Here is a 22,590-nt window from a genome sequence, read left to right as displayed (position 1 = left end):
GGCGATGCAAACGTTCGTGCAAACGTTCTCGTCGACGGCCCTCGGTCCGCGCGAGTCCCATTCTCGACGGAGGTCCGCCATGTCCCGCACCAGCACGTTGCCCCAGCTCTTCGCCCTGGACTCGTTGCTAGATGCCGACGAGATCGCGATCCGTGACAGCGTGCGGGACTTCGCGGCCTCGAAGTTGCGTCCGCACATCGCCGACTGGTTCGAGGATGCCCGGCTGCCGGCCCGCGACATCGCCCGCGAGCTGGGCGGACTCGGAGCGCTCGGCATGCACCTCGAGGGCTACGGCTGCCCCGGGATGAGCGCGATGTCCTACGGATTGACGTGCCTGGAACTCGAGGCCGTCGACTCCGGCATCCGCAGCCTGGTCTCGGTGCAGGGCTCGCTGGCGATGTTCTCCATCCACCACTGGGGTTCGGAGGAGCAGAAGAACGAGTGGCTGCCGCGGATGGCGGCGGGCGAGGCGATCGGCTGTTTCGGTCTGACCGAGCCCGACTTCGGGTCCAACCCGTCGGGGATGCGCACCCACGCCAAGCGGGACGGCGACGACTGGGTGCTCAACGGGACGAAGATGTGGATCACCAACGGTTCGATCGCCGACGTCGCGGTGGTGTGGGCGCAGACCGACCTCGCCGACAGTCCCGGCGGCATCCGCGGGTTCGTCGTCCCGACCGACATACCGGGGTTCTCGGCGCCGGAGATCACCAAGAAGATGTCGCTGCGCGCCTCGGTCACCTCCGAGCTCGTGTTCGACGACGTGCGCCTTCCCGCCTCGGCGATGCTGCCGAAGGCGGAGGGGCTGCGCGGACCGCTGACCGCTCTCGGCGAGGCGCGCTTCGGGATCATCTTCGGGGCGATGGGTGCCGCCCGCGACTGCCTCGAGGCGGCCATCGAGTACGCGCAGTCCCGCCAGGTGTTCGACAAGCCGCTGGCCGGCTACCAGATCACCCAGACCAAGATCGCCGACATGGCGCTCGAGGTGGGCAAGGGTCACCTGCTGGCCTACCACCTCGGCCGTCTGAAGGACCGCGGCGAACTCACGCCCGAGCAGGTCAGCACCGGCAAGCTGAACAGCACCCGCGAGGCGATCGCGATCGCCCGCGAATGCCGAACCATCCTGGGCGCGAACGGCATCACTCTGGAGTATCCGGTGATCCGGCACGCCAACAACCTGGAGTCGGTGCTCACCTACGAGGGGACCTCGGAGGTCCACCAGCTCACGATCGGGCGCGCACTCACCGGGTCGGCGGCGTTTCGCTGAGGCAGTCGGGCGCCTCGCGGTAACCACCGGCGCCCACGGAACGTGGCGCAGTGGGTTACGTTGGACGAGCACGCCGAACAATGCGCGTCCGTGGTCGTTCGCTCACGTCGGGCGTCGAAAGGGGTTCGACCATGACCGATCCGGCTGACGATGACGTTCACCGCAAGATCGCGGATCTGGCGCGTGAACTCCACGGCGACGACTCCGACGAGCAGGTTGCGAAGACGATCGTCGAGAACGCGCTGGTCGACATCCCCGGAGTCGCGTACGCCGGCCTCACCGTCGCAATCGACCGAAAATCGATCGCGTCGTTCGGGTCCACGCACGACGTTGCCGACGTACACGACCGTATTCAAGCGGAACTCGGTGAGGGACCGTGCATCTCGGCAGCGCTCGCCGATCGCATCGTCCGAGTCGACGACCTCGAGAACGAGCAGCGCTGGCCCGAATACCGCCGCCGCGCGCTCGTCGAGACGCCGATTCGTTCCGTCCTGTCGTTCCAGCTCTTCGCCGACACCACGTCGATCGGGGCGTTGAACCTCTACGCCGACGAGCCGTTCGCCTTCGACCTTCACGCCGAGGACATCGGGGTGGTCTTCGCGACGCATGCCGCCCTCGCGTGGAACAAGGTGAAGAAGGACAAGCAGTTCCACAGCGCCCTGGCCAACCGGGACGTCATCGGTCAGGCCAAGGGCATGCTGATGGAACGGTTCGACATCGACGCGGTGGCCGCCTTCGACCTGCTGAAGCGCCTGTCGCAGGACTCGAACACCAAGCTGGTCGACATCGCGCGGCAGATCACCGTCACACGGTGACCTGACGCGACCCTTCGAGGCTCGTCGCTTGCGCTCCTCGCACCTCAGGGGGCAGGAGACCCGCTCCCTGCATCTCACGGGGCAAGGTTGGTCACTCGGTGACGGTGAACTCCATCGTGCTCGGCCCGACCTGATCGTGCGTCAGAGCGCGTCCGGCGTCTTCGATGGACTCGAAAGTCTTGACATACGGCGCCATTCCGCAGAGTTCGAGGGGGCGGGTCACCGCGCGGCCACCCACGACCACCACTGGGACGAATCGGCGACCGGCGTCGTCGATGAACGAACGCAGTAGCACCAACCCGACGGTTCCGAAGAAGTTCAGGCCCGAGAAGTCGAGGACGATGCCGTCGACGGGGCCGCTGATCACGCGGTCGAGAGCGGCGGCGAAGTCGGCCGCCGAGTCGCGGTCGACGCTGCCGGAGAAGCCTTGCACGCAATACGATTTCGGGGAGACCAACTGGTGGGAATGGGCCTTCGGCGCGGACTCCGCAGTGGGATCGAACGCCGAACGAAAGATGGTTGAAGAGGTGAGAGCCATGATGTTCTCAATTCAGTCAAGTGCGTCTGGCCACGACCGTCACTTCTGGATCGGAAGCCTTGGTGCTGCACCGAATCGGCGTCAGTACCCCAAGTTCACGATCACCCGGTCAGAGGGATTGAGCGTGATGGTGGAAAGCGAGAAGGCCCTGGGCGCCCAACGCTCTAGAACGCAGCTTCTACCTGAACCGCATCTCTTACCCTACGTTGCACAAGAGCGACCTACAAGGTTGTGTCCACTTCGGCGGTTTCTATGCGGTGTGTTCCTGCCACGCGACGCCCTGACCAGCCGAGGGCCGCCGTGGCTGGACGCCGCCGGGCGACCGTGGTTGGGTGGACTCGGATATGCGTCGAACCCGGTGCGCACATCAGTCCTGTTCTGGATGCGGCACGAGGTCTGCGCATCGATCTCGAGCTGTCTTCGAAGTCTGGTGGTGAGAATGGCGTCGGGTGACCGGGGCGATCACGACGATTACAGTGATGTCCTTCCGGCTCTGCGGACCATGCACGAGGAGAAGGACGACGCTCGTCGTGCCCGGCTGCGGGAGGACGTCATCGCGAGGTGCCTGCCCCTGGCAGACCATGTCGCCAGGCGCTTCTCGGAGCGCGGGGAACCCATTGACGACCTGCGTCAAGTGGCGCGGATCGGTCTCATGCATGCCGTCGACCGTTTCGACGTCGAACGAGGCAATAATTTCCTGGCCTTCGCGGTCCCGACCGTCATGGGCGAGGTCAAGCGCTACTTCCGCGACAGCACCTGGTCCATCCGCGTGCCACGCCGGGCCCAGGAGGCGTCGCTCAACATCGCCAAGGCCAGTGAGGAGTTGCTGCAGTCTCTCGGACGGTCGCCGCGCCCGAGTGAGATCGCCCAGCACCTCGGGCTGCCCGTCAGCGAGGTGATCGAGGGCATGGTCGCCCGGTCGGCTTACACGGCGAGCTCGATCGATGCCGAAGCCGGTTCGTCGACCGACGGCTGGACGCTGGCCGACACCCTCGGCGACGAGGACGCGCGACTGGAACTCGTCGAAGAATTCGTCACGCTGCAGCCGGCCCTCGAGCGGCTGACCGAACGCGAGCGCACCATCCTCACGTTGCGGTTCTTCAAGTCCATGTCGCAGAGCGAGATCGCGCGTCAGGTGGGGATCTCCCAGATGCATGTGTCGCGCCTGCTGACGCGGATTCTCGAGACCTTGCGATCGGAAGTCGTCGATGACGATGACGAGAACTCCAGGCCGGGATCGCAGGCCGACAGCGAGCGTGCCGCGACGAAGAGCCGCGGCACGCCACGCGGGTTCACGGCTTGAGAATCACCTTGACCATCCCGTCGTCCTTCTTCTGGAATGTCTCGTAGGCCTTCGGTGCCTCGCTGAGCGGTAGTTCGTGGGTGGCGAAGGTGTCGACGCCCAACGGGTCGTCGTCGGTCAGCAGCGGCATGATGTCGTCGACCCAGCGCTTCACGTTCGCCTGACCCATGTGCAGCCGAATCTGCTTGTCGAACATGGTCAGCATCGGCAGCGGGTCGGCCGCGCCGCCGTACACCCCGGAGAGCGAGATCGTGCCGCCGCGTTTGACGATGTCGATCGCTGAGTAGAGCGCGCCCAGCCGATCGGTACCCACCTCCGACATCGCCTTGCGGGCGACGGCGTCCGGTAGCAGGCCGACGACGCTCTGCAGCGCCTTGTTGATAGGCGACCCGTGGGCCTCCATGCCGACAGCGTCGATGACCGAATCGGTACCCAGTCCTCCGGTCAGGTCGCGGATGGCGTCGCCGACGTTGTCGACGGCGTCGAAGTTCACGGTCTCGATGCCGCGGGCCTCCGCCCGGGCGAGTCGCTCGGGCACGCGGTCGACGCCGATGACCCGCGCTCCCTGGTGCGTGGCGATGCGGGCAGCCATGTCGCCGATGGGGCCGAGGCCCAGCACCGTGACGGTTCCGCCCTGGGGGATCTCGGCGTAGGCGACGGCCTGCCAAGCCGTCGGCAACACATCGGAGAGATAGACGTACCGCGAGTCGGGCTTCTCCAGCGGCACCTTGATGTGGGTGAACTGGGCCTGCGGCACGCGCAGGTACTCGGCCTGCCCGCCGGGCACGGAGCCGTAGAGCTGGGAGTAGCCGAACAGTGCGGCGCCCGTCCCCTGTTCGGTGACGCGGGTCGTCTCACACTGCGTCATGAGTCCGTCGTGACAGAAAAGACACGTGCCGCAGGCGATCTGGAAGGGGATGACCACCCGGTCGCCGACCCGCAGGTCGCCGGTGTCGCTGCCGACCTCCTCGACGATCCCCATCGGCTCGTGCCCGAGGATGTCGCCGGCCTGCATGAACGGGCCGAGAACTTCGTAGAGGTGGAGGTCCGACCCGCAGATGTTGGTCGAGGTGACCTTGATGATGGCGTCGGTGGGCTCGATGATCTTGGGGTCGGGCACGGTCTCGACCGACACGTTCCGCTTGCCCTGCCAAGTGACTGCACGCATTCTCTAGGCCTTTCCGTTGTCGGCTCGACGCTCTTCGCGAATCTCCTCGAGGCGGTCGTCTCGTCCTCGTTCACTCTTTCCGGCGTGTTCCACCGGGAAGTCGTGGAACCGCTCCTCATAGCGTTCGGCTTCCTCGGCGGTGGTCTCGGGCTGGATCGGGTCCTGATGGGCCCGATCGCCGTCGCGGGCTGCGCGACGTCGCAGCAGGACACGGCTGCCGATCAGCAGTCCGATCGCGATCAGACCCATGACGACGGCGCCGACCGCCAGCCACACCGTCGCATCGCGGTCGGTCGCACCGGCGGCGATGGCGATGCCGGCGAGCACCAGCATGAGTCCGAGGCAGACGAAGCCGAGTAGGCCGACGGCCTTCAGTCCTCGCGACTTTCGTGCCGGGCGCCGCGCGATGGCCTCACGCGACGCGACTTCTCGTTCGGGTGTCAGATCTGGCATGGTGCACTCCCTGCGCTGTCTGGTCGGGGCTCGGTGGCCGGCGTGCTCGACACCGGCCTCGGTGCGGAGGGTTTACCGCGAGCGGCGGGCGATGAAACGTCGCCTCACCGCGACCGCGTCGGTCATGGGACGGATGGAGACGTGAATCTCATCGAGTCATGATCTGGGTAAACGCTCTGCTAACGTGTCGACACGTGTTCGGGGGGCACGTTCAGCGCGGCAAGGTCCTCCGGCCGCGGTTTGGAACACGGAATCACGGGGCACTCATGACCAGACCAGCCGAGATCGGCACCACCAATCAACGGGCGAAGAAGACTCATTTGATGACCGATTCCGACGCGACGTCCCAGCTATCGATCGACGGCGGTACGCCGACGGTCCTGCGGGTTCCGGCCGCCACCGATCGTCTCGCGCTGATGCGCGCTCTGGTCGAGACCGCGCTGTACATCGACGACTGGGCGCTCGACGACGTCATCGACGCCAAGGTGGCCGTGGACGAGATCTGCTCGCAGATCATCTCCGCCGCCGCTGAGGAGTCGTCCATCGAACTGACCCTGCACATGTCGTCGCAGGGCGTGATCGGCGAGATCCGAGGCGAGCTCGTCCCGGACGTGACCCTGAAGCAGTCGACTTTCGGATGGCGGATCGTGCAGACCGTCACCGACACTCACACGATCTCCTACGACGAACCGCTCCCGGGTGCCGCCTCCCGCGGCGTCGTCATCGGGTTCTCGAAGTTCCGTCGCTGACCCGGAGCCACTCGTCGCCTGCGGTGTCGTAGGCGACCAGGCCGCGGTCGGCGAACGCGCGCAGCCACCCCTCCATGGGCCAGGTGCCCCATCGCCGGTAAAACACCCGTGCGTTGCGGAGGATGTCCGCAAGGTGTTCGACCGGCGGGTTCGAGACCGGATGGTGCTGGTGGTAGGCGTGTGCGCCACCAACCCAGGCGATCCGAAACCCGTTGTCGCGCGCGGACATCGCGAAGTCCGTGTCCTCGCCGCCGTAACCGCGGTAGCCGGGGTGGAAGCCGCCCAGGGCGAGCCAATCGGTCGCCCGGACCGCGAACGACAGCGACCAGAAGAGCATCAGCTCCGATGAGAGTTGTGTCTGCCCGGTTCCCGGTGACGGACGCGCCGGGTGCGGATCGGTGAACCGGGCGAGCTCGCGCGCATCGAAGGTCGGCTGGTCGCAGGGGAGGTAGGTGACCGGGCCGCAGTAGAGGACTTTCAGGTCCGGTGTCGCCGTGCACGAGCGGAGGTAGCGCTCGAGCATGTCCGGGCCGGGGATGCAGTCGACGTCGAGGAACACCAAGAGCGAGGCCCCCGCGGTCATGGCGGCCGTGGCGCCGGCGTTCCGGGCATCGGCGAGTTGCAGGGTGTCCGGGTCGTCGTTGGCGAACCGGATGACCTCCACCGGATGACCGTCGGTGACAGATGTGATGTCGGGGTCGTCCATGGCCACCACGTAGTGCAGGTCGGGCCGCCGGGTCGAATGGGCGAACGCCTTGAGTTGTCGTCGAAGGTGGCGGTGCCGCCCCGACACGATCGTGATGACGGCGGCCACCTCGGGGACGCCGGTCATCGGTGCGCGACCGCCTCGATCGCCCGCGCCGCACGTTCGGCGGCGCCGGCGGTGTGCCACCGCGACCACTCCGGCGACGAACTCCCGGCGGTGTCGAGAATCGAGCGCCAGCGTTCGGCGGACGGCCATGACGACGTGACGAGGGCGAGTTCGGAGCGTGCGAGGGTGTTGCCGGTTGCCCGTTGTTCGGCGAAGGGTCGGTCCTCGGGGATGACCACCGCCGGGCGCCCGGCCGCGGCGGCGTCGGCCACGCTTCCCTGACCCGCGCCGATGACGGTCACCCGCGCGCTGCACAGGAAGGGCCACGGGTCGTCGACCCACGTTCCGAAGGCGGGTCCGAGCCCGACGACGGTGTGCTCCGGGAGCTCCTCGCCGAGTGTGGTCGCCGGATGCGGGGCACCCGGTACCCCGCCCGCGCCGGTGACGACGAGGATGTCGGCGGCGAAGGTGGGGTGGGACACGGGGAGTCGTCCGTCGAACCGCGAGATACCGCCGGTGAAGACCGTTTTCGGCAGATGCTCCCGGAGCCAGTCCGGTTGATACAGCTCGGCGGGCCAGGGCGCGATGATCGCATCGGCCGCCCGGTAGGCGAGCTGATGCGGCAGATCGTCGCGAACGCCGGGCTGCGCCGTCACGATCACCGGCACGCCCATCAGCCGGAGAAAGAGGGTGACTTCCACCGATACGTCGACGACGACGGCGGCCGGTCGGCGCGTCTCGACGAACTCGGCCAGCTGCGCCATGCGTGTGCGTAGTCCGCCGTCGTGCCGTGGGGCCCAGTGCAGCAGGCCGCCGGCGTCGACGTCCCGCGGCTGCGGGTCGGCGTCGTCGCGCTCGAGCGTGATCACCTCGCTGAACACCGGGGCGGTCAGCGACGCGCTGGTCAGCGCGACGACGTCGGTGCCGAGGTGGCCGGCGACGGCAGTGGCCCGGGAACAGTGTCCGCGGCCCTGATGGTGAACGTAGTAACCGATCACACCCCGACCTCCCGGGGGAGCGAGGAGTCGGCCAACGGGCGCCCGGCGACCAGATCGGCGTAGATGTCGAGGTACCGATCGATCATCGCGATGTCCGTGCAGTGGTCCTCCGCGCGCCGACGCACGAGGCCCCGGTCGAGGGTGAGCGCATCGTCCACCGCGAGGGCCAGCGCGTCGATGTCGCCCGGCGGCACGAGGACGCCGGCGTGCTCGCCGACGATCTCGGGGATACCGCCACGGGCGAAGCACGCCACCGGGGTGCCGCAGGCAAGGGATTCGGCCACCACGAGGCCGTAGGGCTCGTCCCACACCGGGGTCACCAGGGTCGCGCCGCAGGAGCCGACCAATCGCGCCAGGTCGTGCTGGTGGAGGTGTCCCTCATAGTGGACGAGCCCGCCCAGCGACGGGGCGATCTGTTGCTCGAAATACGTTGTGTCGCTGGTGGGTCCGGCCAACCGGAGCCGACGACCCGCGCGCTGGGCGGCCTCGATCGCGAGGTGGGCGCCCTTCTCCGGTACGAACCGGCCGAACCACACCAGGTCGTCTCCGCCGGGGCCGGCGGGCCAGCGGTCCAACTGAACCCCGTTGTGCACCACCGGGATCTCGCCGAGCACATGCGACCAGGACTGTGCCGTGTGCCGACTGACGGCGACACAACGCGTACCGGGCGCAAGGGTCAGCGCGGACTCGAGCCACGGCGTCGGCGGGGTGTGCAGCGTGGTGACCATCGGGGTCTCGACGGCCGGACCCATGGCGACCGGGAGGTAGTGCAGGCTGTGATTGTGGATCACGTCGTAGTCGCCGGGGTTGTTGGTGAACGACAGCATGAGCGACAGGTACGCGTGATGATCCTGCAGTGCTTCGAGTTGGGGCATCGACACATCCGAGCGTGCGGCCGCGGAGGGCTCGAACAACTCGCCGCGCAGGCGATCCGAGTCGACCGGCAGATCGCTGCCCGCGCCCGCGAACAGCGTGACCTCGTGACCGGCGAGGGTGAGGGCGCGAGTGAGATGCCAGACGTGGGCCTCGAGTCCGCCCGCGAACGGCTGCGCGATCGGGTAGCGGCTCGACGCGACGATGGCGATCCTCAACGTGTCACGCATCCAGAGCCCTGGTGTAGAGGGCGGCGTGCTGCTCGGCGAGCGACTCGCGCTGCGCGCGCCGGTCGGGCCACGAGGCCGCCGCGGGACGAGCCGAATATGCCTGTGCCAGAGCAGAAACGAGTGAGTCCGGATCGAAGGTGTCCTCGGTGAACTCGAAGGACAGGCAGTCCTGCTGCTCGCGGTAGAAGCCGCAGCTCGGCGCGATCACGGTGGTTCCGAGATCGTGGCAGGCCTCGAGCCACCCGGAGTGGGTACCGAATCGGTACGGCAGTACCGACACGTCCACGCTCCGCAAGTAATCCCACAGCTGATCGTCGGAGAAGTACTCGTGCACGAGTACGCGCGCATACGGATGCCGGGAGAGTGCCAGCGCCGTGGTGCCGAAGTCCGGGTTGTACGCGTGCTTCCCGGGGACGAACACCTCGTCGTGGAGGTTGATCTGAACCGTCATGTCCGGGTAGTCCGCGGCCGCCTCGAGCAGGGTCATGATCACCGGCAGCGGATCCATGTTGGCGCGAATGCTCTTGGCGTGCACCCCCACCACGAAGTCGTCGGCGTGCGGCGCGCGCGGACCGAATCGGCCGGGCGGCACGACATGCGGGTGAGGCAGCACGGTCGCCTTGCGCTGCCAGCGGCGCGCGATCTCCCGGGAGACGCCGGGGGTCAGGGTGATGACCTCATCCGCCGCCGGTACGAGGATGTCCAAGACCTCCTCGTGGCGTCCCGGTTCGGGGTGATGCGGATTGCGCAGATCGTGCAGCGTGTACACGAGTGGTTTGCCGTGGGTGCGCAGCTCGTCGATCACCTTCGACATCTCGGCCGGCTCGACGGCGTCGAACCCGAAGTGGAGGTGGAAGACGTCGAACTCGTTGTGGTTGCGGGCGATCCACGCGGGGTCGAGCATCAGCGGGGGCCACCAGCCGCCCGGCACCTTGGCGCCGTCGGCCGGAACCGGGTCGGGCAGGCGGACGACCGAGACCGGGCCGGAGTCGAGCCCGCTGACCGTCCCGTTCAGCGGCGACAGGTGGCGGACGTACACATGGGAGTGCGGCACCGACGCGACGCGCACGCGGGTCGCACCGCCCCTCCGCGAACCGAGGCCCGCCGACATCGTCGACAGACCTCGTGTCGTGTTCGACCCCGTTGTCTCGAGGGTTGCTGTTCCGCCTGGCTGCGCACTGCTCACTGCCACATCCGTTCACTAGGGTCGCAACGGCTGTGTTCTCAACCGGGCCTGCACGATCGCGGCCTCGGCGAGCCGCAGATGACTGCCGGTTTCCGGCACCTATCTCGTGCCGGTCCGGATACCCCGGAATGTCGGCGGTGAAACCGCCCGTGGACGCGATGAACGGTGGTGCGTCGGTGCTACTTCGAGGACGAGGCGTTCTCGTCGTCGAAGCGGTGTGCGTTGAGCAGCAGATGGTCGAACGACTGCCGGACCGGGTCCGGTAGCACCACGTATCGGTGGACGCCGGTGACGATCGACCGCGCGAGCTCGTTCACCTTGACGTTGGCCGTCTGCGAACGCCAGCGCATGACCTCGAACGCGCGATCGGCGCTCACGCCGTAGGCCAGCGAGATCATGCCCTTGGCCTGCTCGATGACGCCCTGGTGCTCGCGGAATCGCGCGACGTGCTCGTCGACGCGGTCCTTGACGGCCTTCTCCTCGATTGCCGTCAGATCGAGATAGAACCCCTCGGCGCCGATCACGGCGCCGGATTCGTCGGTGAGTTGCTGCGACACCACCGCGACGTGGCGGACCTCACCTTTGGTGTCGACGATGCGATGACGGCTCGAGAACGGGATCCGGCGGTCGAGCATCGTCGCGAGCAGCTCTTCGAACGACTGCCGGTCGTCCGGGTGCTTGTGCCCCGCGATCAGCTCGGTCGTCGGAGTGACCTCACCGGGCCGATAACCATGCATCTCGGCGACCTCGTCGGACCACTCCCATTCCTGGGTGTCGAACAAGAACCGGAAGCTGCCGACGTGACTGATACGGGACTCGCCGGCGGTGTGATCGTTGGCGTCTGTCACCCTCACCCCTACAAACCACAAATCAACAGGAATGCCAGCGGTCTCGGGCGAAAGATGAGCTTACCTGGCTGACGCATTTGGCGGGAATCGACCCGGTGCGTGTCCCGGGGCAGGACTCGCGGAGATCGTTTCGGTGCCGTGTCTCGCGGGTATCCGCCGTACTCGCAGGGCCGACGGCGAGACCCGGCCCGACCGACACCGATCTCGGCTACGGCCAGGAGGACGAGAATGAGTACCGACAACGTGGGCGACAGTGCGACAGCGGCATCCGAGGGAATCAACCCCGATCTGACGTCGACAGCCGGTTTCGAGGATCTCGACGAGGACCGGCTCGGTCAGGACCCGCTCGAGGAGGGGATGGACCCGCCCGAGGACTGGTCGGCCAGTGATCGGACCGGCACGACCGCCCGGGAACAGCGGGAAGGCGAGTCCCTCGACGAGAAACTCGACCAGGAGATCCCCGACCCGAACCCCTGACGACGTCCGCGCCCCGGTCCGCGCCGATGTTTCCGCACGCTTCTCAGCGGGCACCATCTCGATCATGAGCGACCAGAACCCCGAGCACGAACCGAAGACGATCTCCTACCCCGGTGAGACCGACGAGATGGGCGAACGTCCCCGGGACGAGATGCGTGACTATCGCGGCCGCGATCTGCTGGCCGGCAAGACCGCCCTCATCACGGGCGGCGACTCGGGTATCGGCCGTGCGGTCGCGGTCGCCTTCGCCAAGGAGGGCGCCGATGTCGCCATCGCCTACCTGGAGGAAGACAACGACGCCCGCCACACGGTCGAGCTCATCGAGGCCGAAGGACGGCAGGCCCGCGCGTACCGCGGCGACCTCGCCGACCCGGCGCACTGCGCCGACATCGTGAAGCGGACCGTCGACGAACTCGGCGCATTGGACATTCTGGTGAACAACGTCGCCTACCAGGAGATCGTGGACGACTTCCTGGAGCTGACGCCGGAGCAGTGGCGGCGCACCTTCGACGTCAACATCGACAGCTTCTTCCACACCACGCGAGCGGCGGTGCCGCACCTGACCGGCGGCGGCGTCATCATCAACACGTCGTCGATCAACGGTCTGCGTGGCAACGACAGCCTCATCGACTATTCGGCCACCAAGGGCGCGGTGCTGGCCCTGACCTACTCGCTGGCGCAGGCGCTGATGGAACGGAAGATCCGCGTGAACTGCGTCGCGCCGGGCCCGGTCTGGACGCCGCTGATCCCGGCGACGATGCCGGCCGAGGCGGTCAAGGACTTCGGCACCCAGGCGCCGATGGGACGGGCGGCCCAGCCCGACGAGATCGCACCGTCGTACGTGTTCTTCGCGGCCGAGCAGCTCTCGTCCTACTACACCGGCGAGGTGCTGGCCCCGATCGGCGGCGAGACGCTGCCGGGGTAGGCCGCCTGGTCAGGGCACCGGCAGCGGCGCCAGGCTGTTCCCGCGCGGCAGCGAACCGCAGTTGCTCTGTGTCGGGGCACCCGCGAACCGCTCGGTGAGGTACTGCAGTGCCAGCGGTTCGAACGGGAGGAACGCCTCCTGATGGGTCAGGCCGTTGAGCTGCCGGTAGGTGATGTCCACGCCGCGTGAGCAGTACTCGTTCGCGAGGCCGATCACGTCACCGGTGATCATCAGGGTGTCCCCGATCGCGTTGTAGTGACCCACCGCGAGAAGCATCCTCGTCGACGGGGTGCCCGACCGTCCCATGATGTTGTCGTTGATCGCCCGCACCACCTGCGGCACGTCGAGCAGGCCGGCGTACGGCGGCCTGACCATGTCCGCGCTGGTGAGTCCCGGATACTTAGACGCGAACTCCGAGATGCACTCGTCGCTGACGTCCTGGGCGACCTGTCGGCCGCGGGTCGAGAGGAACGTCGAGGTGTCGAGCCGGTAGGTCCGCTGGTAGGCGACCACGAGCGCCGGGATGACACCCGCCCACTTCGCACTTCCGTTGATGTAGGGCAGGTTGTGCGCGAGGTCCACCGGCAATCCGCCCGCGGCGGCGCCGACGATGTTCAGTTCGGGCGCGTAGCGCGGCGCGACCTCGGCGCCGAACTGCGTGGGGATGGACCCGCCGGAATATCCGACGAGGCCGACCGGGGTCGACCGCGGCAGCCGCAGGAACGACTGTGCGGCGCGGACGCCGTCGAGTGCGGCATAGCCCGACTGCCGGCCGATGGTCCACTGCAGCTTCTCGCCCTCGTAGTCCGGGACCACGACGGTGTACCCAGCGGCGAGATAGCCTGCGATGACGCCTTGTTCGGCGGTTGCGGTGCCGTTGGTGTAACCCCCGCTGAGCGTGTACGACGGATCGCACTGAGACCCGAGCGCGTCGTAGGCCATGTGGTACGAGACCAGGCGCGTCGGGCCCGGGATCAGCGGTCGTAGCACGGTCGCGACCGTCACCACGCTCCCGCCGAACTGGTCGGTGGTGCGATAGAGCACCTGGGAGCCGGTGATCGGGGTGGACATCGTGGGCGTCTGGAACCGCATGGGACGGCTGCGGAGCACCGCTCCGGGAGCCACGCCCGACAGTGAGGCGTTGTAACGGTAGAACGGGTCGGCCGACGGCAGTGGCGAGCCCGGCCCGGGTGCGGCCTGGGCGGGGGGCGTGCCCGCGAACACGCCGAGCAGCACGCCGACAACCACACCGATGACACCCACGCGCAGCCAACTCGTGCGCACCCCGAACGACATGGCTCATCTAAGCACCGAATGGGTGTCTGCGTCAGCGATCGAGCAGGCGGATGTCCGTTTTCGGCTCTGTCACCCCTACGGTGTGCGGGTGGGCAGGGCAGGAGTGAGCAGACCGACCAAGATCGCATGGACGGCCCTCGCGGCCGTCGTCGTCGTCCTCGGTGTCGCGGTACTCATCGACCGCGAACCCGCGCCTGCCCCGGCGGACACCGCCGTCGCGGCCGATCTCGTGGTGCGCCTGGACAGCCACCGCCTAACGTCGCCGGAACGTGAGCGGGCGCGTTTTGTCGAGTTCCTCGACTTCGAGTGTGAGGCCTGTGGCGCGGTCTACCCGATCATCGAAGATCTCCGGCGCACCTACGGCGACCGGATCACCTTCGTGGTCCGCTACTTCCCGATGCCCGGGCATCTCAACGCCGAGCGCGCGGCCCGCGCCGTCGAAGCGGCTGCACAGCAGGGCCGATTCGAGCAGATGTACCAGCGCATGTTCACCACCCAGGCCCGATGGGGGAGCAGCGGGCTCCCGCCGACGACGTGTTCCGTGGTTTCGCGATCGATCTCGGGCTGGACATGACGGCCTTCGACGCCGCGTACGACAGTCCCGCCACGCTGGAGCGGATTCGTGCCGATGTCGCCGATGGGTTGGCCCTGGGCGTACAGGGCACCCCTACGTTCTTTCTCGACGACCAGCGCTTGGTGCCGACCACCGTCGACGACCTGACCGGAGCGCTGGAACGGGCGGCCACCGGCTGAGGCTACGGGCGGGGGAGACCGTGCGGCACCGACCGGGACTGAAACATGGGATGTTAGGTTGTTTGCGTGTCCGGACAGATCACCCCACCTCGCCGGACGAGCGAGCTCGTCGTGCAGCGCATGCAGGAGTTGATCGCGGACGGCACCTGGCCCCTGGGCGAACGGATCCCCGCCGAGCCCGAGCTCGTGGCGCAGTTCGGCGTCGGCCGCAACACGATCCGGGAGGCCGCCCGGGCCCTGGAACACGCCGGCATGCTCGAGCCCCGGCGGGGCGACGGCACGTATGTGCGCGGCCGGAGCCCACTCGCCGGTGCGATCGCGCGGACCTCCGCGCCGTCGGAGCTCCGGGATCTGCTCGAAGTGCGACGTGCTCTCGAGAGCGAGGCCTCGGCCGGTGCGGCCGCCCGGGGCGACGCCGCCGACGTCGAACGTCTCCGCCTGTTGCTGGCGCGCACCGAGGACGCGATGGCCGACGGTGACCTGGATCGATACACCGAGGCGGACATCGCATTCCACGCCGAGCTCGTCGTCGCGTCCCGCAACGCGCTGCTCATCGCGATGTACGACGGAATCGCCGAGGCGATCGCCCGTACTCATCCGTCGGTCTTGCGACGTCCGCTGGCCGAGCAGTCGCACCCGCGCGGTCATCGAGATGTCGTCGACGCGATCGAGCGCGGCGACGCCGACGCAGCGCGCGCGGCGGTGTACGCCTACGTCGACTCCACCGAGGTGTGGGGATGAGTGCGCAGGCGCTGTCCACGCGCGAGAAGTCCGCCGTCGGGGTCATCGTCACCGCGGTCGGAGTGATGTTGGTCGCCGCGAACCTGCGACCGGCCGTGGTGGCCGTCGGACCGCTCATCGGGGTGATCTCCGACGACGCCGGCTTCAGCAGCGCCGTCGCCGGTCTGCTGACCGCGCTGCCGGTGCTGTTCTTCGGGATCTCGGCGCCGGTGGCTCCCCGTCTGGCCAACCGGTTCGGCATCGAACGGGTCATCTTCGGGGCCCTGCTCGTCTTGATCGTCGGCATCCTCGTCCGGCTCATCCCGTCGCCGGCCGCCCTGTTCGGGGGTTCGGCGGTCATCGGCGCCGCCATCGGCACCTGCAACGTCGTGCTCCCGGCGCTGATCAAACGCGACTTCGCGCACCGCTCCGGGCTCATGACCGGCCTCTATTCGATGACTCTCTCCGGCGGGGCGGCGGTCGCGTCCGGGGTGAGCGTGCCGATCAACGACGCACTCGGCGGGGACTGGCGGCTGGCGTTGGCCGCGTGGTCGCTGCTCGCGCTGGTCGCCGTGGTCGTCTGGATTCCGCAGCTGCCGCTGGTTCACCGGGTGACCTCGGCGGCGCCGACATCGTCGTTGCTGACGAACCCGATCGCGTGGGCGATCACGGTCTTCATGGGCACGCAGTCGCTGATCTTCTACACGTTCGTGGCCTGGCTGCCGCAGTACCTCGTCGACGCCGGCATGTCGCCGTTGCGGGCGGGTGCGGTCCTGGCGTCGGCGCAGGTGGTCGCCCTGATCATGTCGCTGGTCGCGCCGATCGTCGCCGGCCGCTTCGCCGGTCAGCGGGTGGTGACCCTGTCGGTGATCGCGGTCTGCGCCGTCGGCTTCGTGGGTCTGCTGAGCACTGATGTCTGGCCGGGATTCTGGGCGGCCTGTGTGATGGTCGGGCCCGGTTCGTCGATCAGTCTGGCCCTTCTCTTCATGGTGCTGCGCAGCTCGGGATCGAACAGACGGGCCAGGTGTCCGGGATGGCGCAGTGCGTCGGCTACCTGGCGGCGGCGGCCGGCCCGATCATCATCGGCGCCATCCATGACGTCACCGGCTCGTGGACTCTGGCCATGGCGGTGCTCGGTCTCGTGCTGGTGCCCCAGGCGCTCTCCGTCCTCGGCGCCGCCAAGGACGTCAAGATGACCGGTTGACGAGGTCTGCGCCGGGACCCGGACAATTCGTCGCACAGTCGGTATCGGTCAGCCCTGACCGCTAATCTGTCGCCATGCATTGTGTGGTCGTGGGTGGGGGACTGGCCGGACTGGCGTCGGCGGTCTGGCTGTCGGAGGCGGGGCAACGCGTCACCCTGCTCGAACGGCGGGGTTCACTCGGCGGACGCACCATCTCGATGCCGCTGCACGCCGTCGACGACGTGCCCGACAACGGGCAGCACGTCTTCGCCAGCGGGTACGAGCACCTTATGCGCTATCTGGACAGCGTCGGTACGCGGGAGCACGTGGCCTTCCCGGGTCACATGACGGTGCGAATGCCCGGTGGGGCGACGCGCCGATCGGCGTTCACCGGCCTGCCCGGACTGCGGGCCGCGCTCGGCGACCTGCCCGGGGTGACCGGCCTCGACCGGTTGCGCACGGCGCGTGCGCAGATGAGGTTGATACGGCAGGCATTTCGGCAACCCGACTGGCTCGACGAGGTCACCGCCGACGAGTGGTTCCGTCGCATCGGACTGCCGCAGTCGGCCCGGGATGCGTTGTGGGACGGCATCGTCATCGGCCTCACCGGCGACAAGCCCGACATCTCCTCGGCCAAGGTCCCGGCCGATCTGCTCGTCACGGGAGCCCGCCGGGCGCGCGAGACGCGTACGCCGATCTCGATCGGGTATCCCACCGTCGATCTCGACACGTTGTTCATCGACGGCGCCGAGAAGCGCTTCGCCGACGCCGGTGTGGAGGTCCGACACCGGGCGGTGGTCTCGTCGATCGACGTCACCGACGGGACGGTGAGCGGGGTGACGCTGGCCGACGGCGAGAAGATCGCAGCCGATGCCGTCATCTGCGCGGTACCGGTGTGGAGCGTGAAGGGTCTGCTCGACCAGGTGCCCGGGCACGAGCGGATCTATCGCGCCGTCGAGAACCTGACCCCGGTGCCCATCGTCAGTGTGAACCTCTATCTCGACCGCTCGATCGGGATGACCGACTGGGGCGAGATCCTCTACGGCGGTGAGGGAGTGCTCGAACAGGTCTGGGACCGCCAGCGCATGCACGGGCGCGAACCACGCGACAACTACTTCTACTCGACGACGGTGTCGGCGTCCTACGATCTGATCTCGAAGACGAACGCCGAGATCACCGAGATCCAGATGGACATGCTGCGCCGCTACTTCCCGCAGGCGGCGAACGCGCAGGTGGTCCACAGCCACGTGGTCCGGATGCCGAAATCGACCTTCGCGCAACGACCCGGGACCGCCGGCCTCCGCCCAGACCAGCGCACCGAGGTCGACGGCCTCGCCCTCGCCGGTGACTGGACCCGCACCGACTGGACCACGACGATGGAGGGCGCGTGTCAGAGCGCGGCGCGGGCCGTCGACATCATCCTGGAGTTCGCCCGGCTCGGTTGAGTCGAGGACTTTCTCCGCGGCGCATACCAGCATGGTTGCGGGGGTTTGTCGTCCCTGGCAGGGTGCACATATACGGCCGTTTCCCGAAGGGCGTGCAGAACTCCGCGCCGCGGACGCCGTACCTCGCGACGCGTCGTCGTGCGACGGTCGCGCACAACACAATCACCTTGCCTGCCGCCGGGGCAGAACTGCTCCGCGAGCGGCCCGCCGGATGAGGGAAAGGATCGTTGCGATCGTGGTAACTCACACAGCAGCCAGAACTCCAGAAGCCGCCGATGTCTCGCCCGGCGCGCAGTCGACGAGCACACCCGTCGACGTCTACCGCACCCGGCTCGCGCAGCGCAGCCAGATCGAACCGCGCCCACACAACACCGTGTGGGGGAGCATGGGAAACCCGGGCCCGCTGTCCGCGCCCGAACTCCGGCACTATGCCGATCGCGGATACCACACGGAGACAAACATTCTCTCGGACGCCGACATCGCCGACTGCCTACGCGAGGTGGAGTCCATCACCGAGCGGCTCGGCGACGACGATCGGGTGATCCGCGAATCATCGAGCGGGCAGGTGCGATCGCTGTTCGCGGTGCATCAGCTCAGTGACGTCATCGCCGAGATATGTTCGCGTGAAACGATTGCCGGGGTGGCCCGGCAGATCCTCGACGACGACGTCACGATCCACCAGAGCCGCATCAACCTGAAACCCGGGTTCGCGGGCGGTCCGTTCTACTGGCACTCGGACTTCGAGACGTGGCACGCCGAGGACGGCATGCCCGCCCCACGTGCGCTGAGCGTCTCGCTGGCCTTGACGCCGAACCACACCACCAACGGTCCGCTGATGATCATCCCGGGATCACACCGCCGGTTCGTCAGCTGCGTGGGCGAGACACCTGATGACTACCACCGGGAATCGCTGACGTCGTATCGGCCGCCATTCGGGACACCGGAGGAGGAGGATGTCGCGAGCCTCGCCGACGAACTGGGCATCGACACGATCACCGGCCCCGCCGGGTCCGCACTGTATTTCGACTCGAACTGCATGCACGCGTCCGGCGGGAACATCACGCCCTTCCCGCGCAGCAATCTGTTCGTCGTCTTCAACGCGAAATCGAACGCCCTCCAGGCGCCGTTCGGCGGGACCGAGCCACGCCCGGATCATCTGGCGCACAGGTGAGTTCGTCGTCCCCTGCTCCCTGAGGTGCGAGCGGCACGGCCCTGCTCCTTAACCCGAGAGAACGACCTGCCCCCTGCTCCCTGAGGAGCGCCCGGAGCTTGCGGAGGGCGCGTCACGAAGGGTCCCGTAACGTGTCTCGCCAGACCCTTCGTGACGCTCGCAAGCTCGCTCCTCAGCTCAGGGAGCGGAGGGGTCACAGGTGAACGACCTTCAGAACCCCGTCGACGAGCCCAGGTCCGGGGCCGGCCCGGCGAAGTAGTGCTCACCGTCGAAAATGGCCGGCAGGCCGGCGGCCAGGTAGGTGCCGATGCCGGGCTGCTCCAGCTCGGTGAAGAGCGGATTGCGCTGCAGAACACCTGATTCGACGACCTCGTCAAAAGTCCGGTAACGCTCCCAGAGCACGGAGGTCTGCGCCAGCGCGGCCTCGACCTCGACAGACGTGTGTCGCGCGAACCACGCCGCGAACAGCGGTGTGAGGACACCGCGGTGAATGTACCGGTCGTCCTCCCTGACGAAGTCCGCTCCCAGCGCCCGTTCGACGGCCGCGACCGCCTCGCCGGTCCCGGTCATCTCGACCAGCCCGCGGAAATGCCGCGGGGTCAGGGCGACGAGCATGAAGCGAGAGTCATCCGCGGTGACGAAATCGGTTCCGTAGGTGCCGTATACGTCGTTCCCGGTGGCCGGTCGGGTGTCGCCACTCAGCTGCGGTTCGGTGAGATAGCCGAGCGTCCCGGCGATGGCGAGAGCGGTGTCCTCCAGGGGCAGGGTGATCTGCGCCCCCATCCCGTTCTGGTCGCGGCGCCGGACGGCGGCCGTGATCGCCAGTGCGGCATAGAGGCCGCACGCGACATCCCACGCCGGCAGTACGTGATTGACGACGCCGGCGTAGTCGGTGGGGCCGGTGATCGACGGGAATCCGAGTGCCGCGTTGACTGTGTAGTCGACTCCGGGAGTGCCGTCGGTCCGGCCGAGCAGTTCCAGGGTGATGACGTCGGAGCGCCGCGCCGACAGCGTCTCGTGACTCATCCACGACCGTCCGCCCGCGTTGGTGACCAGGATTCCGCCGCCCGGCCCGCTGTCGATGACAAGATCCTGGATCATTCGCTGTCCCTGGGGGTCACGGAAGTCGACGGTGACGGACTTCTTGCCGCGGTTGAGCCCGGTCCAGTAGATCGAGTTGCCGTCATCGGTGACCGGCCAGCGGTTGATGTCGGCGGCCCCGCCGATTGGGTCGACCCGGATCACCTCGGCGCCGAGCTGCGACAGGGTCAGGCCGCACAGGGGTGAGGCGACGAAGCTCGACACCTCCACGACGCGGAGGCCTTCGAGCGGACGGGGATGCGAGCTCATGCGCGGAAACTCCTGGAGTGGAATGGGGGATTCGGCAGACGATCAGGCCATCAGGACGCGGAAACGCCAGTCGAGGACCTCGCGATCGGAGTCGTCGCCGTGTGCGACGACGGTGGAGCGCAGGCGCAGGACGCCGCCGGCGGCGAGCGGCGTCGCCTCCTCGACGAGGATCGTCGAACTGAGGGTGTCGCCCTCGTGCACCGGTCCGGTGTGGTCGCACGAATCCCAGCCGGTCACCGTCACCAGGTTCGGCAGCGCCCGGTTCGCCTGCGCGAGGGCCAGTCCGATGGTGTGCCCGCCGTAGACCAGCCGACCGCCGGCGGCCGCACCGGCCACCCGCTCGTCGTGGTGGGTGGCTGCGATGTTCAGCGAGAGCCGGGCGAGTTCGGGTGCGCTGGACACCACGTCGGCGCTGGAGGAGAAGGCGCGTCCGGCAAACTCGGATGAGAAATGTTGTCCGCGTGCGGATTCGCGATAGGTGTCGAGGTCCCATTCGGGGATGAACGGTTGCGCATCGTCTCCCGGTCCGATGGTGCTCAGGTCGTCAGCGTGCACGGTCCGCCCGGGATCGGCGTCGGGTGACAACGGCAGCATCGCGCACCGGTAGAAGTCGAGGACGGTGACGCCGGTCTGATCGGTGGTGACCATGTGGAGCGCGGCGAGCCCGGTCGGCGCACGTCCTGGCTTCGGTGTGTTCTCGCGCAGCCCGACCACTTCGGTGACGGTCGTCAACGTGTCGCCGATCCGGGGGTGGCTCAGGAACCGCAGGCCGCGGTAGAAGAGGTTCGCCTTCACGTGGTGGGTGGCCAGCGTGGATTGACCGATCGCGACGTCGGTGACCAGGCCGGGATGGGCGAGGACGCCACCCACCACGCGATCCGAGAGATGGGCGTCGAGCGAGAGTCGAAGGCGGTCACCGAGAATCGCTTGGTGCGTCGCGGCGAGACCGGATGTCAACGTGAGCGACGGCGCGTCGTCGAACAACTGTCCATGGGACAGTTCGTCGAAGAACGGGCCGCCCACGGCGACCGGCTCGGACGCGCTCATTCGGACGCAGCCTTGGCGAGGACGCGCCGCGCGGAGACGGCGAGCGCCTCGTCGAGCATTCGGCCGTCGAGCTCGGCCGCACCGGCACCCGCGGCGGCTGCCTGCTCGAGTGCGTCGAGCACCCGTCGTGCGTCCTCCACGGCGGCGGCGTCCGGGGTGAAGATGTCGATGGCGGACTGCAGTTGAGCCGGATGGATCACCCAGGTGCCGTCGAAGCCGAGGTCGCGGACCCAGCGCTTGGCGTCGCGGAAGGTGTCGTCGTCGGCGATCGTCAGATGCGGTCCGTCGATGACGTCCACGCCGGCCGCGCGCGCGGCGAGCAACACCGAGTCCTGGACGACGTGCCACGTCCGCATCGGCAGGTCGGGGCTGCGTCCCAATGATGCGGCGAGATCGGCGTAACCGATGAGGACGGCATCGAGCCGGTTTGTGGCCGCGCAGATGGCGCCGGCGTCACGGATGCCGCGCGGTGATTCGAGCAACGCCTGCAGGCGGACCGACGCTCGGCCGAGCTGCTCGTCGGCCGACCGGAGGTCGGCGGGCGAGTCGGCCTTCGGCAGCACCACCGACGTCAGGTTCGGCATCTGGGCGCAGGCGGCGAGATCGGCGCCGGCCCAAGGCGTGTCGATCGCGTTGATGCGCAACGAGATCGCGCGGTCGGCGCCGAACTCGGCGACCAGGTCGGCGGCCGCTGCGCGTGCGGAGTCCTTGTTCGCCGGGGTCACCGCGTCCTCGAGGTCGAGCACGACCTCATCGGCGATCGAAGCCAGCGCCTTGCGGGCCTTGCGGTCGTCGGAGGCGGGCGCGACCAGGACGGCTCGTCTTCTCTGCACGGTTGCTCCAGGGGTCGAGATCAAATGTGCGGCCATATGTGATGCGGTTCCGGTTGTATCAGACCGCGCCGAGCTTTGGGAAGTGTTGACAGGTCCGACGGGGATCGACAAAATGGCCGTACAAATCCGCCGTAGATCGTAGGGGCACCGT

21 protein-coding genes and 2 pseudogenes are annotated in these 22,590 nt (G+C 68.0%); 11 read left to right on the top strand and 12 right to left on the bottom strand.

Annotated features, from left to right (window positions below):
- Positions 1-79 precede the first annotated feature (79 nt).
- On the top strand, positions 80-1,267 hold the full coding sequence (locus MVF96_RS20870) for an acyl-CoA dehydrogenase family protein (RefSeq protein ID WP_247450278.1): 1,188 nt from the start codon (positions 80-82) through the stop codon (positions 1,265-1,267).
- A gap of 131 nt (positions 1,268-1,398) precedes the next feature.
- Entirely contained in the window at positions 1,399-2,082 is a 684-nt protein-coding gene (locus MVF96_RS20865) for a GAF and ANTAR domain-containing protein (protein ID WP_078113773.1), read from the top strand.
- 91 nt (positions 2,083-2,173) lie between these two features.
- On the opposite strand, the gene MVF96_RS20860 is transcribed toward MVF96_RS20865, so the two are convergent.
- Complete coding sequence (locus MVF96_RS20860; protein ID WP_247450276.1) at positions 2,174-2,620, bottom strand: STAS domain-containing protein; 447 nt, start codon at positions 2,618-2,620, stop codon at positions 2,174-2,176.
- A 439-nt stretch (positions 2,621-3,059) separates the two neighbouring features.
- On the opposite strand from MVF96_RS20860, the gene MVF96_RS20855 reads away from it, so the two are divergent.
- Positions 3,060-3,923: an RNA polymerase sigma factor SigF gene (locus MVF96_RS20855; protein WP_247450274.1), complete on the top strand. Its 864-nt coding sequence runs from the start codon at positions 3,060-3,062 to the stop codon at positions 3,921-3,923.
- Here the strand turns inward: MVF96_RS20855 and MVF96_RS20850 are convergent.
- Together MVF96_RS20850 and MVF96_RS20845 are read right to left on the bottom strand one after the other, a co-directional pair.
- Positions 3,913-5,091 (bottom strand): zinc-dependent alcohol dehydrogenase, encoded by a 1,179-nt coding sequence (locus MVF96_RS20850; protein WP_165629544.1) that lies wholly within the window; start codon positions 5,089-5,091, stop codon positions 3,913-3,915. The two genes, MVF96_RS20855 and MVF96_RS20850, sit on opposite strands and share 11 nt — an antisense overlap.
- Positions 5,092-5,094: 3 nt before the next feature.
- Entirely contained in the window at positions 5,095-5,544 is a 450-nt protein-coding gene (locus MVF96_RS20845) for a hypothetical protein (RefSeq protein WP_247450272.1), read from the bottom strand.
- A 323-nt stretch (positions 5,545-5,867) separates the two neighbouring features.
- Between MVF96_RS20845 and MVF96_RS20840 the strand changes: the two genes are divergently transcribed.
- Positions 5,868-6,293, top strand: a complete 426-nt coding sequence (locus tag MVF96_RS20840) for an anti-sigma factor (RefSeq protein WP_336287433.1) — start codon at positions 5,868-5,870, stop codon at positions 6,291-6,293.
- Here the strand turns inward: MVF96_RS20840 and MVF96_RS20835 are convergent.
- From MVF96_RS20835 to MVF96_RS20815, 5 genes are all read right to left on the bottom strand, one after another.
- Entirely contained in the window at positions 6,265-7,125 is an 861-nt protein-coding gene (locus MVF96_RS20835) for a glycosyltransferase family 2 protein (RefSeq protein ID WP_247450269.1), read from the bottom strand. The two genes, MVF96_RS20840 and MVF96_RS20835, sit on opposite strands and share 29 nt — an antisense overlap.
- Entirely contained in the window at positions 7,122-8,102 is a 981-nt protein-coding gene (locus MVF96_RS20830) for a hypothetical protein (protein ID WP_068970831.1), read from the bottom strand. Before MVF96_RS20830 ends, MVF96_RS20835 begins: the two co-directional genes overlap by 4 nt.
- Positions 8,099-9,205: a glycosyltransferase family 4 protein gene (locus tag MVF96_RS20825; protein WP_165629548.1), complete on the bottom strand. Its 1,107-nt coding sequence runs from the start codon at positions 9,203-9,205 to the stop codon at positions 8,099-8,101. The genes MVF96_RS20830 and MVF96_RS20825 overlap by 4 nt, the downstream gene beginning before the upstream one ends.
- Positions 9,198-10,316, bottom strand: a complete 1,119-nt coding sequence (locus MVF96_RS20820) for a glycosyltransferase family protein (RefSeq protein ID WP_247450268.1) — start codon at positions 10,314-10,316, stop codon at positions 9,198-9,200. Before MVF96_RS20820 ends, MVF96_RS20825 begins: the two co-directional genes overlap by 8 nt.
- Positions 10,317-10,570: 254 nt before the next feature.
- The gene (locus tag MVF96_RS20815) at positions 10,571-11,239 is read right to left on the bottom strand and encodes a PAS and ANTAR domain-containing protein (RefSeq protein WP_078113781.1); all 669 of its coding nucleotides are present in this window, start codon (positions 11,237-11,239) and stop codon (positions 10,571-10,573) included.
- Positions 11,240-11,467: 228 nt separating this feature from the next.
- On the opposite strand from MVF96_RS20815, the gene MVF96_RS20810 reads away from it, so the two are divergent.
- Positions 11,468-11,716 carry a hypothetical protein gene (locus MVF96_RS20810; RefSeq protein ID WP_058249732.1) on the top strand — a complete coding sequence of 83 codons (249 nt, stop codon included), beginning with the start codon at positions 11,468-11,470 and terminating at the stop codon, positions 11,714-11,716.
- Between the two features lie 64 nt (positions 11,717-11,780).
- Positions 11,781-12,641: an SDR family oxidoreductase gene (locus MVF96_RS20805; RefSeq protein WP_137809460.1), complete on the top strand. Its 861-nt coding sequence runs from the start codon at positions 11,781-11,783 to the stop codon at positions 12,639-12,641.
- Positions 12,642-12,650: 9 nt separating this feature from the next.
- Here MVF96_RS20805 and MVF96_RS20800 read toward each other — a convergent pair whose 3' ends face one another.
- Positions 12,651-13,937 (bottom strand): lipase family protein, encoded by a 1,287-nt coding sequence (locus MVF96_RS20800; RefSeq protein WP_247450266.1) that lies wholly within the window; start codon positions 13,935-13,937, stop codon positions 12,651-12,653.
- 103 nt (positions 13,938-14,040) lie between these two features.
- On the opposite strand from MVF96_RS20800, the pseudogene MVF96_RS20795 reads away from it, so the two are divergent.
- The 5 genes and pseudogenes from MVF96_RS20795 to thpD all read left to right on the top strand — a co-directional run bounded on the left by MVF96_RS20795 (position 14,041) and on the right by thpD (position 19,209).
- Positions 14,041-14,690 (top strand): annotated as a pseudogene (locus tag MVF96_RS20795) (DsbA family protein).
- A gap of 66 nt (positions 14,691-14,756) precedes the next feature.
- A complete protein-coding gene (locus MVF96_RS20790; protein WP_078113786.1) occupies positions 14,757-15,431 on the top strand; it encodes a FadR/GntR family transcriptional regulator in 675 nt (224 codons plus the stop codon).
- Positions 15,428-16,614, top strand: a pseudogene (locus tag MVF96_RS20785) (CynX/NimT family MFS transporter). Before MVF96_RS20790 ends, MVF96_RS20785 begins: the two are co-directional and overlap by 4 nt.
- 74 nt (positions 16,615-16,688) lie before the next feature.
- Positions 16,689-18,038 (top strand): hydroxysqualene dehydroxylase HpnE, encoded by a 1,350-nt coding sequence (hpnE, locus tag MVF96_RS20780; RefSeq protein WP_065632508.1) that lies wholly within the window; start codon positions 16,689-16,691, stop codon positions 18,036-18,038.
- Between the two features lie 235 nt (positions 18,039-18,273).
- Positions 18,274-19,209 carry an ectoine hydroxylase gene (thpD, locus tag MVF96_RS20775; RefSeq protein WP_065632509.1) on the top strand — a complete coding sequence of 312 codons (936 nt, stop codon included), beginning with the start codon at positions 18,274-18,276 and terminating at the stop codon, positions 19,207-19,209.
- Between the two features lie 210 nt (positions 19,210-19,419).
- On the opposite strand, the gene MVF96_RS20770 is transcribed toward thpD, so the two are convergent.
- Genes MVF96_RS20770 through MVF96_RS20760 form a run of 3 tightly spaced genes read right to left on the bottom strand, consistent with a single transcriptional unit; the run spans position 19,420 to position 22,475 of the window.
- On the bottom strand, positions 19,420-20,559 hold the full coding sequence (locus MVF96_RS20770) for a CoA transferase (RefSeq protein WP_065632510.1): 1,140 nt from the start codon (positions 20,557-20,559) through the stop codon (positions 19,420-19,422).
- Positions 20,560-20,601: 42 nt separating this feature from the next.
- Complete coding sequence (locus tag MVF96_RS20765) at positions 20,602-21,606, bottom strand: MaoC family dehydratase (RefSeq protein ID WP_065632511.1); 1,005 nt, start codon at positions 21,604-21,606, stop codon at positions 20,602-20,604.
- A complete protein-coding gene (locus tag MVF96_RS20760) occupies positions 21,603-22,475 on the bottom strand; it encodes an HpcH/HpaI aldolase/citrate lyase family protein (protein ID WP_065632512.1) in 873 nt (290 codons plus the stop codon). The genes MVF96_RS20765 and MVF96_RS20760 overlap by 4 nt, the downstream gene beginning before the upstream one ends.
- Positions 22,476-22,590: the final 115 nt, after the last annotated feature.

Origin of the sequence: Gordonia hongkongensis (assembly GCF_023078355.1) — a bacterium.
Classification (GTDB): Bacteria; Actinomycetota; Actinomycetes; order Mycobacteriales; family Mycobacteriaceae; genus Gordonia; species Gordonia hongkongensis.
This window is presented reverse-complemented; position numbering and strand designations above follow the sequence as displayed.

What these genes read in the sequence shown, in the direction of transcription:
- MVF96_RS20820 (WP_247450268.1), bottom strand. Translation starts at nt 10,316, where the DNA reads ATGTCGGCGGGCCTCGGTTCGCGGAGGGGCGGTGCGACCCGCGTGCGC.
- MVF96_RS20860 (WP_247450276.1), bottom strand. Translation starts at nt 2,620, where the DNA reads ATGGCTCTCACCTCTTCAACCATCTTTCGTTCGGCGTTCGATCCCACT.
- MVF96_RS20825 (WP_165629548.1), bottom strand. Translation starts at nt 9,205, where the DNA reads ATGCGTGACACGTTGAGGATCGCCATCGTCGCGTCGAGCCGCTACCCG.
- MVF96_RS20850 (WP_165629544.1), bottom strand. Translation starts at nt 5,091, where the DNA reads ATGCGTGCAGTCACTTGGCAGGGCAAGCGGAACGTGTCGGTCGAGACC.
- MVF96_RS20765 (WP_065632511.1), bottom strand. Translation starts at nt 21,606, where the DNA reads ATGAGCGCGTCCGAGCCGGTCGCCGTGGGCGGCCCGTTCTTCGACGAA.
- MVF96_RS20835 (WP_247450269.1), bottom strand. Translation starts at nt 7,125, where the DNA reads ATGACCGGCGTCCCCGAGGTGGCCGCCGTCATCACGATCGTGTCGGGG.
- MVF96_RS20805 (WP_137809460.1), top strand. Translation starts at nt 11,781, where the DNA reads ATGAGCGACCAGAACCCCGAGCACGAACCGAAGACGATCTCCTACCCC.
- MVF96_RS20845 (WP_247450272.1), bottom strand. Translation starts at nt 5,544, where the DNA reads ATGCCAGATCTGACACCCGAACGAGAAGTCGCGTCGCGTGAGGCCATC.
- MVF96_RS20770 (WP_065632510.1), bottom strand. Translation starts at nt 20,559, where the DNA reads ATGAGCTCGCATCCCCGTCCGCTCGAAGGCCTCCGCGTCGTGGAGGTG.
- MVF96_RS20760 (WP_065632512.1), bottom strand. Translation starts at nt 22,475, where the DNA reads ATGGCCGCACATTTGATCTCGACCCCTGGAGCAACCGTGCAGAGAAGA.
- MVF96_RS20870 (WP_247450278.1), top strand. Translation starts at nt 80, where the DNA reads ATGTCCCGCACCAGCACGTTGCCCCAGCTCTTCGCCCTGGACTCGTTG.
- MVF96_RS20855 (WP_247450274.1), top strand. Translation starts at nt 3,060, where the DNA reads ATGGCGTCGGGTGACCGGGGCGATCACGACGATTACAGTGATGTCCTT.
- MVF96_RS20800 (WP_247450266.1), bottom strand. Translation starts at nt 13,937, where the DNA reads ATGTCGTTCGGGGTGCGCACGAGTTGGCTGCGCGTGGGTGTCATCGGT.
- MVF96_RS20840 (WP_336287433.1), top strand. Translation starts at nt 5,868, where the DNA reads ATGACCGATTCCGACGCGACGTCCCAGCTATCGATCGACGGCGGTACG.
- MVF96_RS20810 (WP_058249732.1), top strand. Translation starts at nt 11,468, where the DNA reads ATGAGTACCGACAACGTGGGCGACAGTGCGACAGCGGCATCCGAGGGA.
- MVF96_RS20865 (WP_078113773.1), top strand. Translation starts at nt 1,399, where the DNA reads ATGACCGATCCGGCTGACGATGACGTTCACCGCAAGATCGCGGATCTG.
- hpnE (WP_065632508.1), top strand. Translation starts at nt 16,689, where the DNA reads ATGCATTGTGTGGTCGTGGGTGGGGGACTGGCCGGACTGGCGTCGGCG.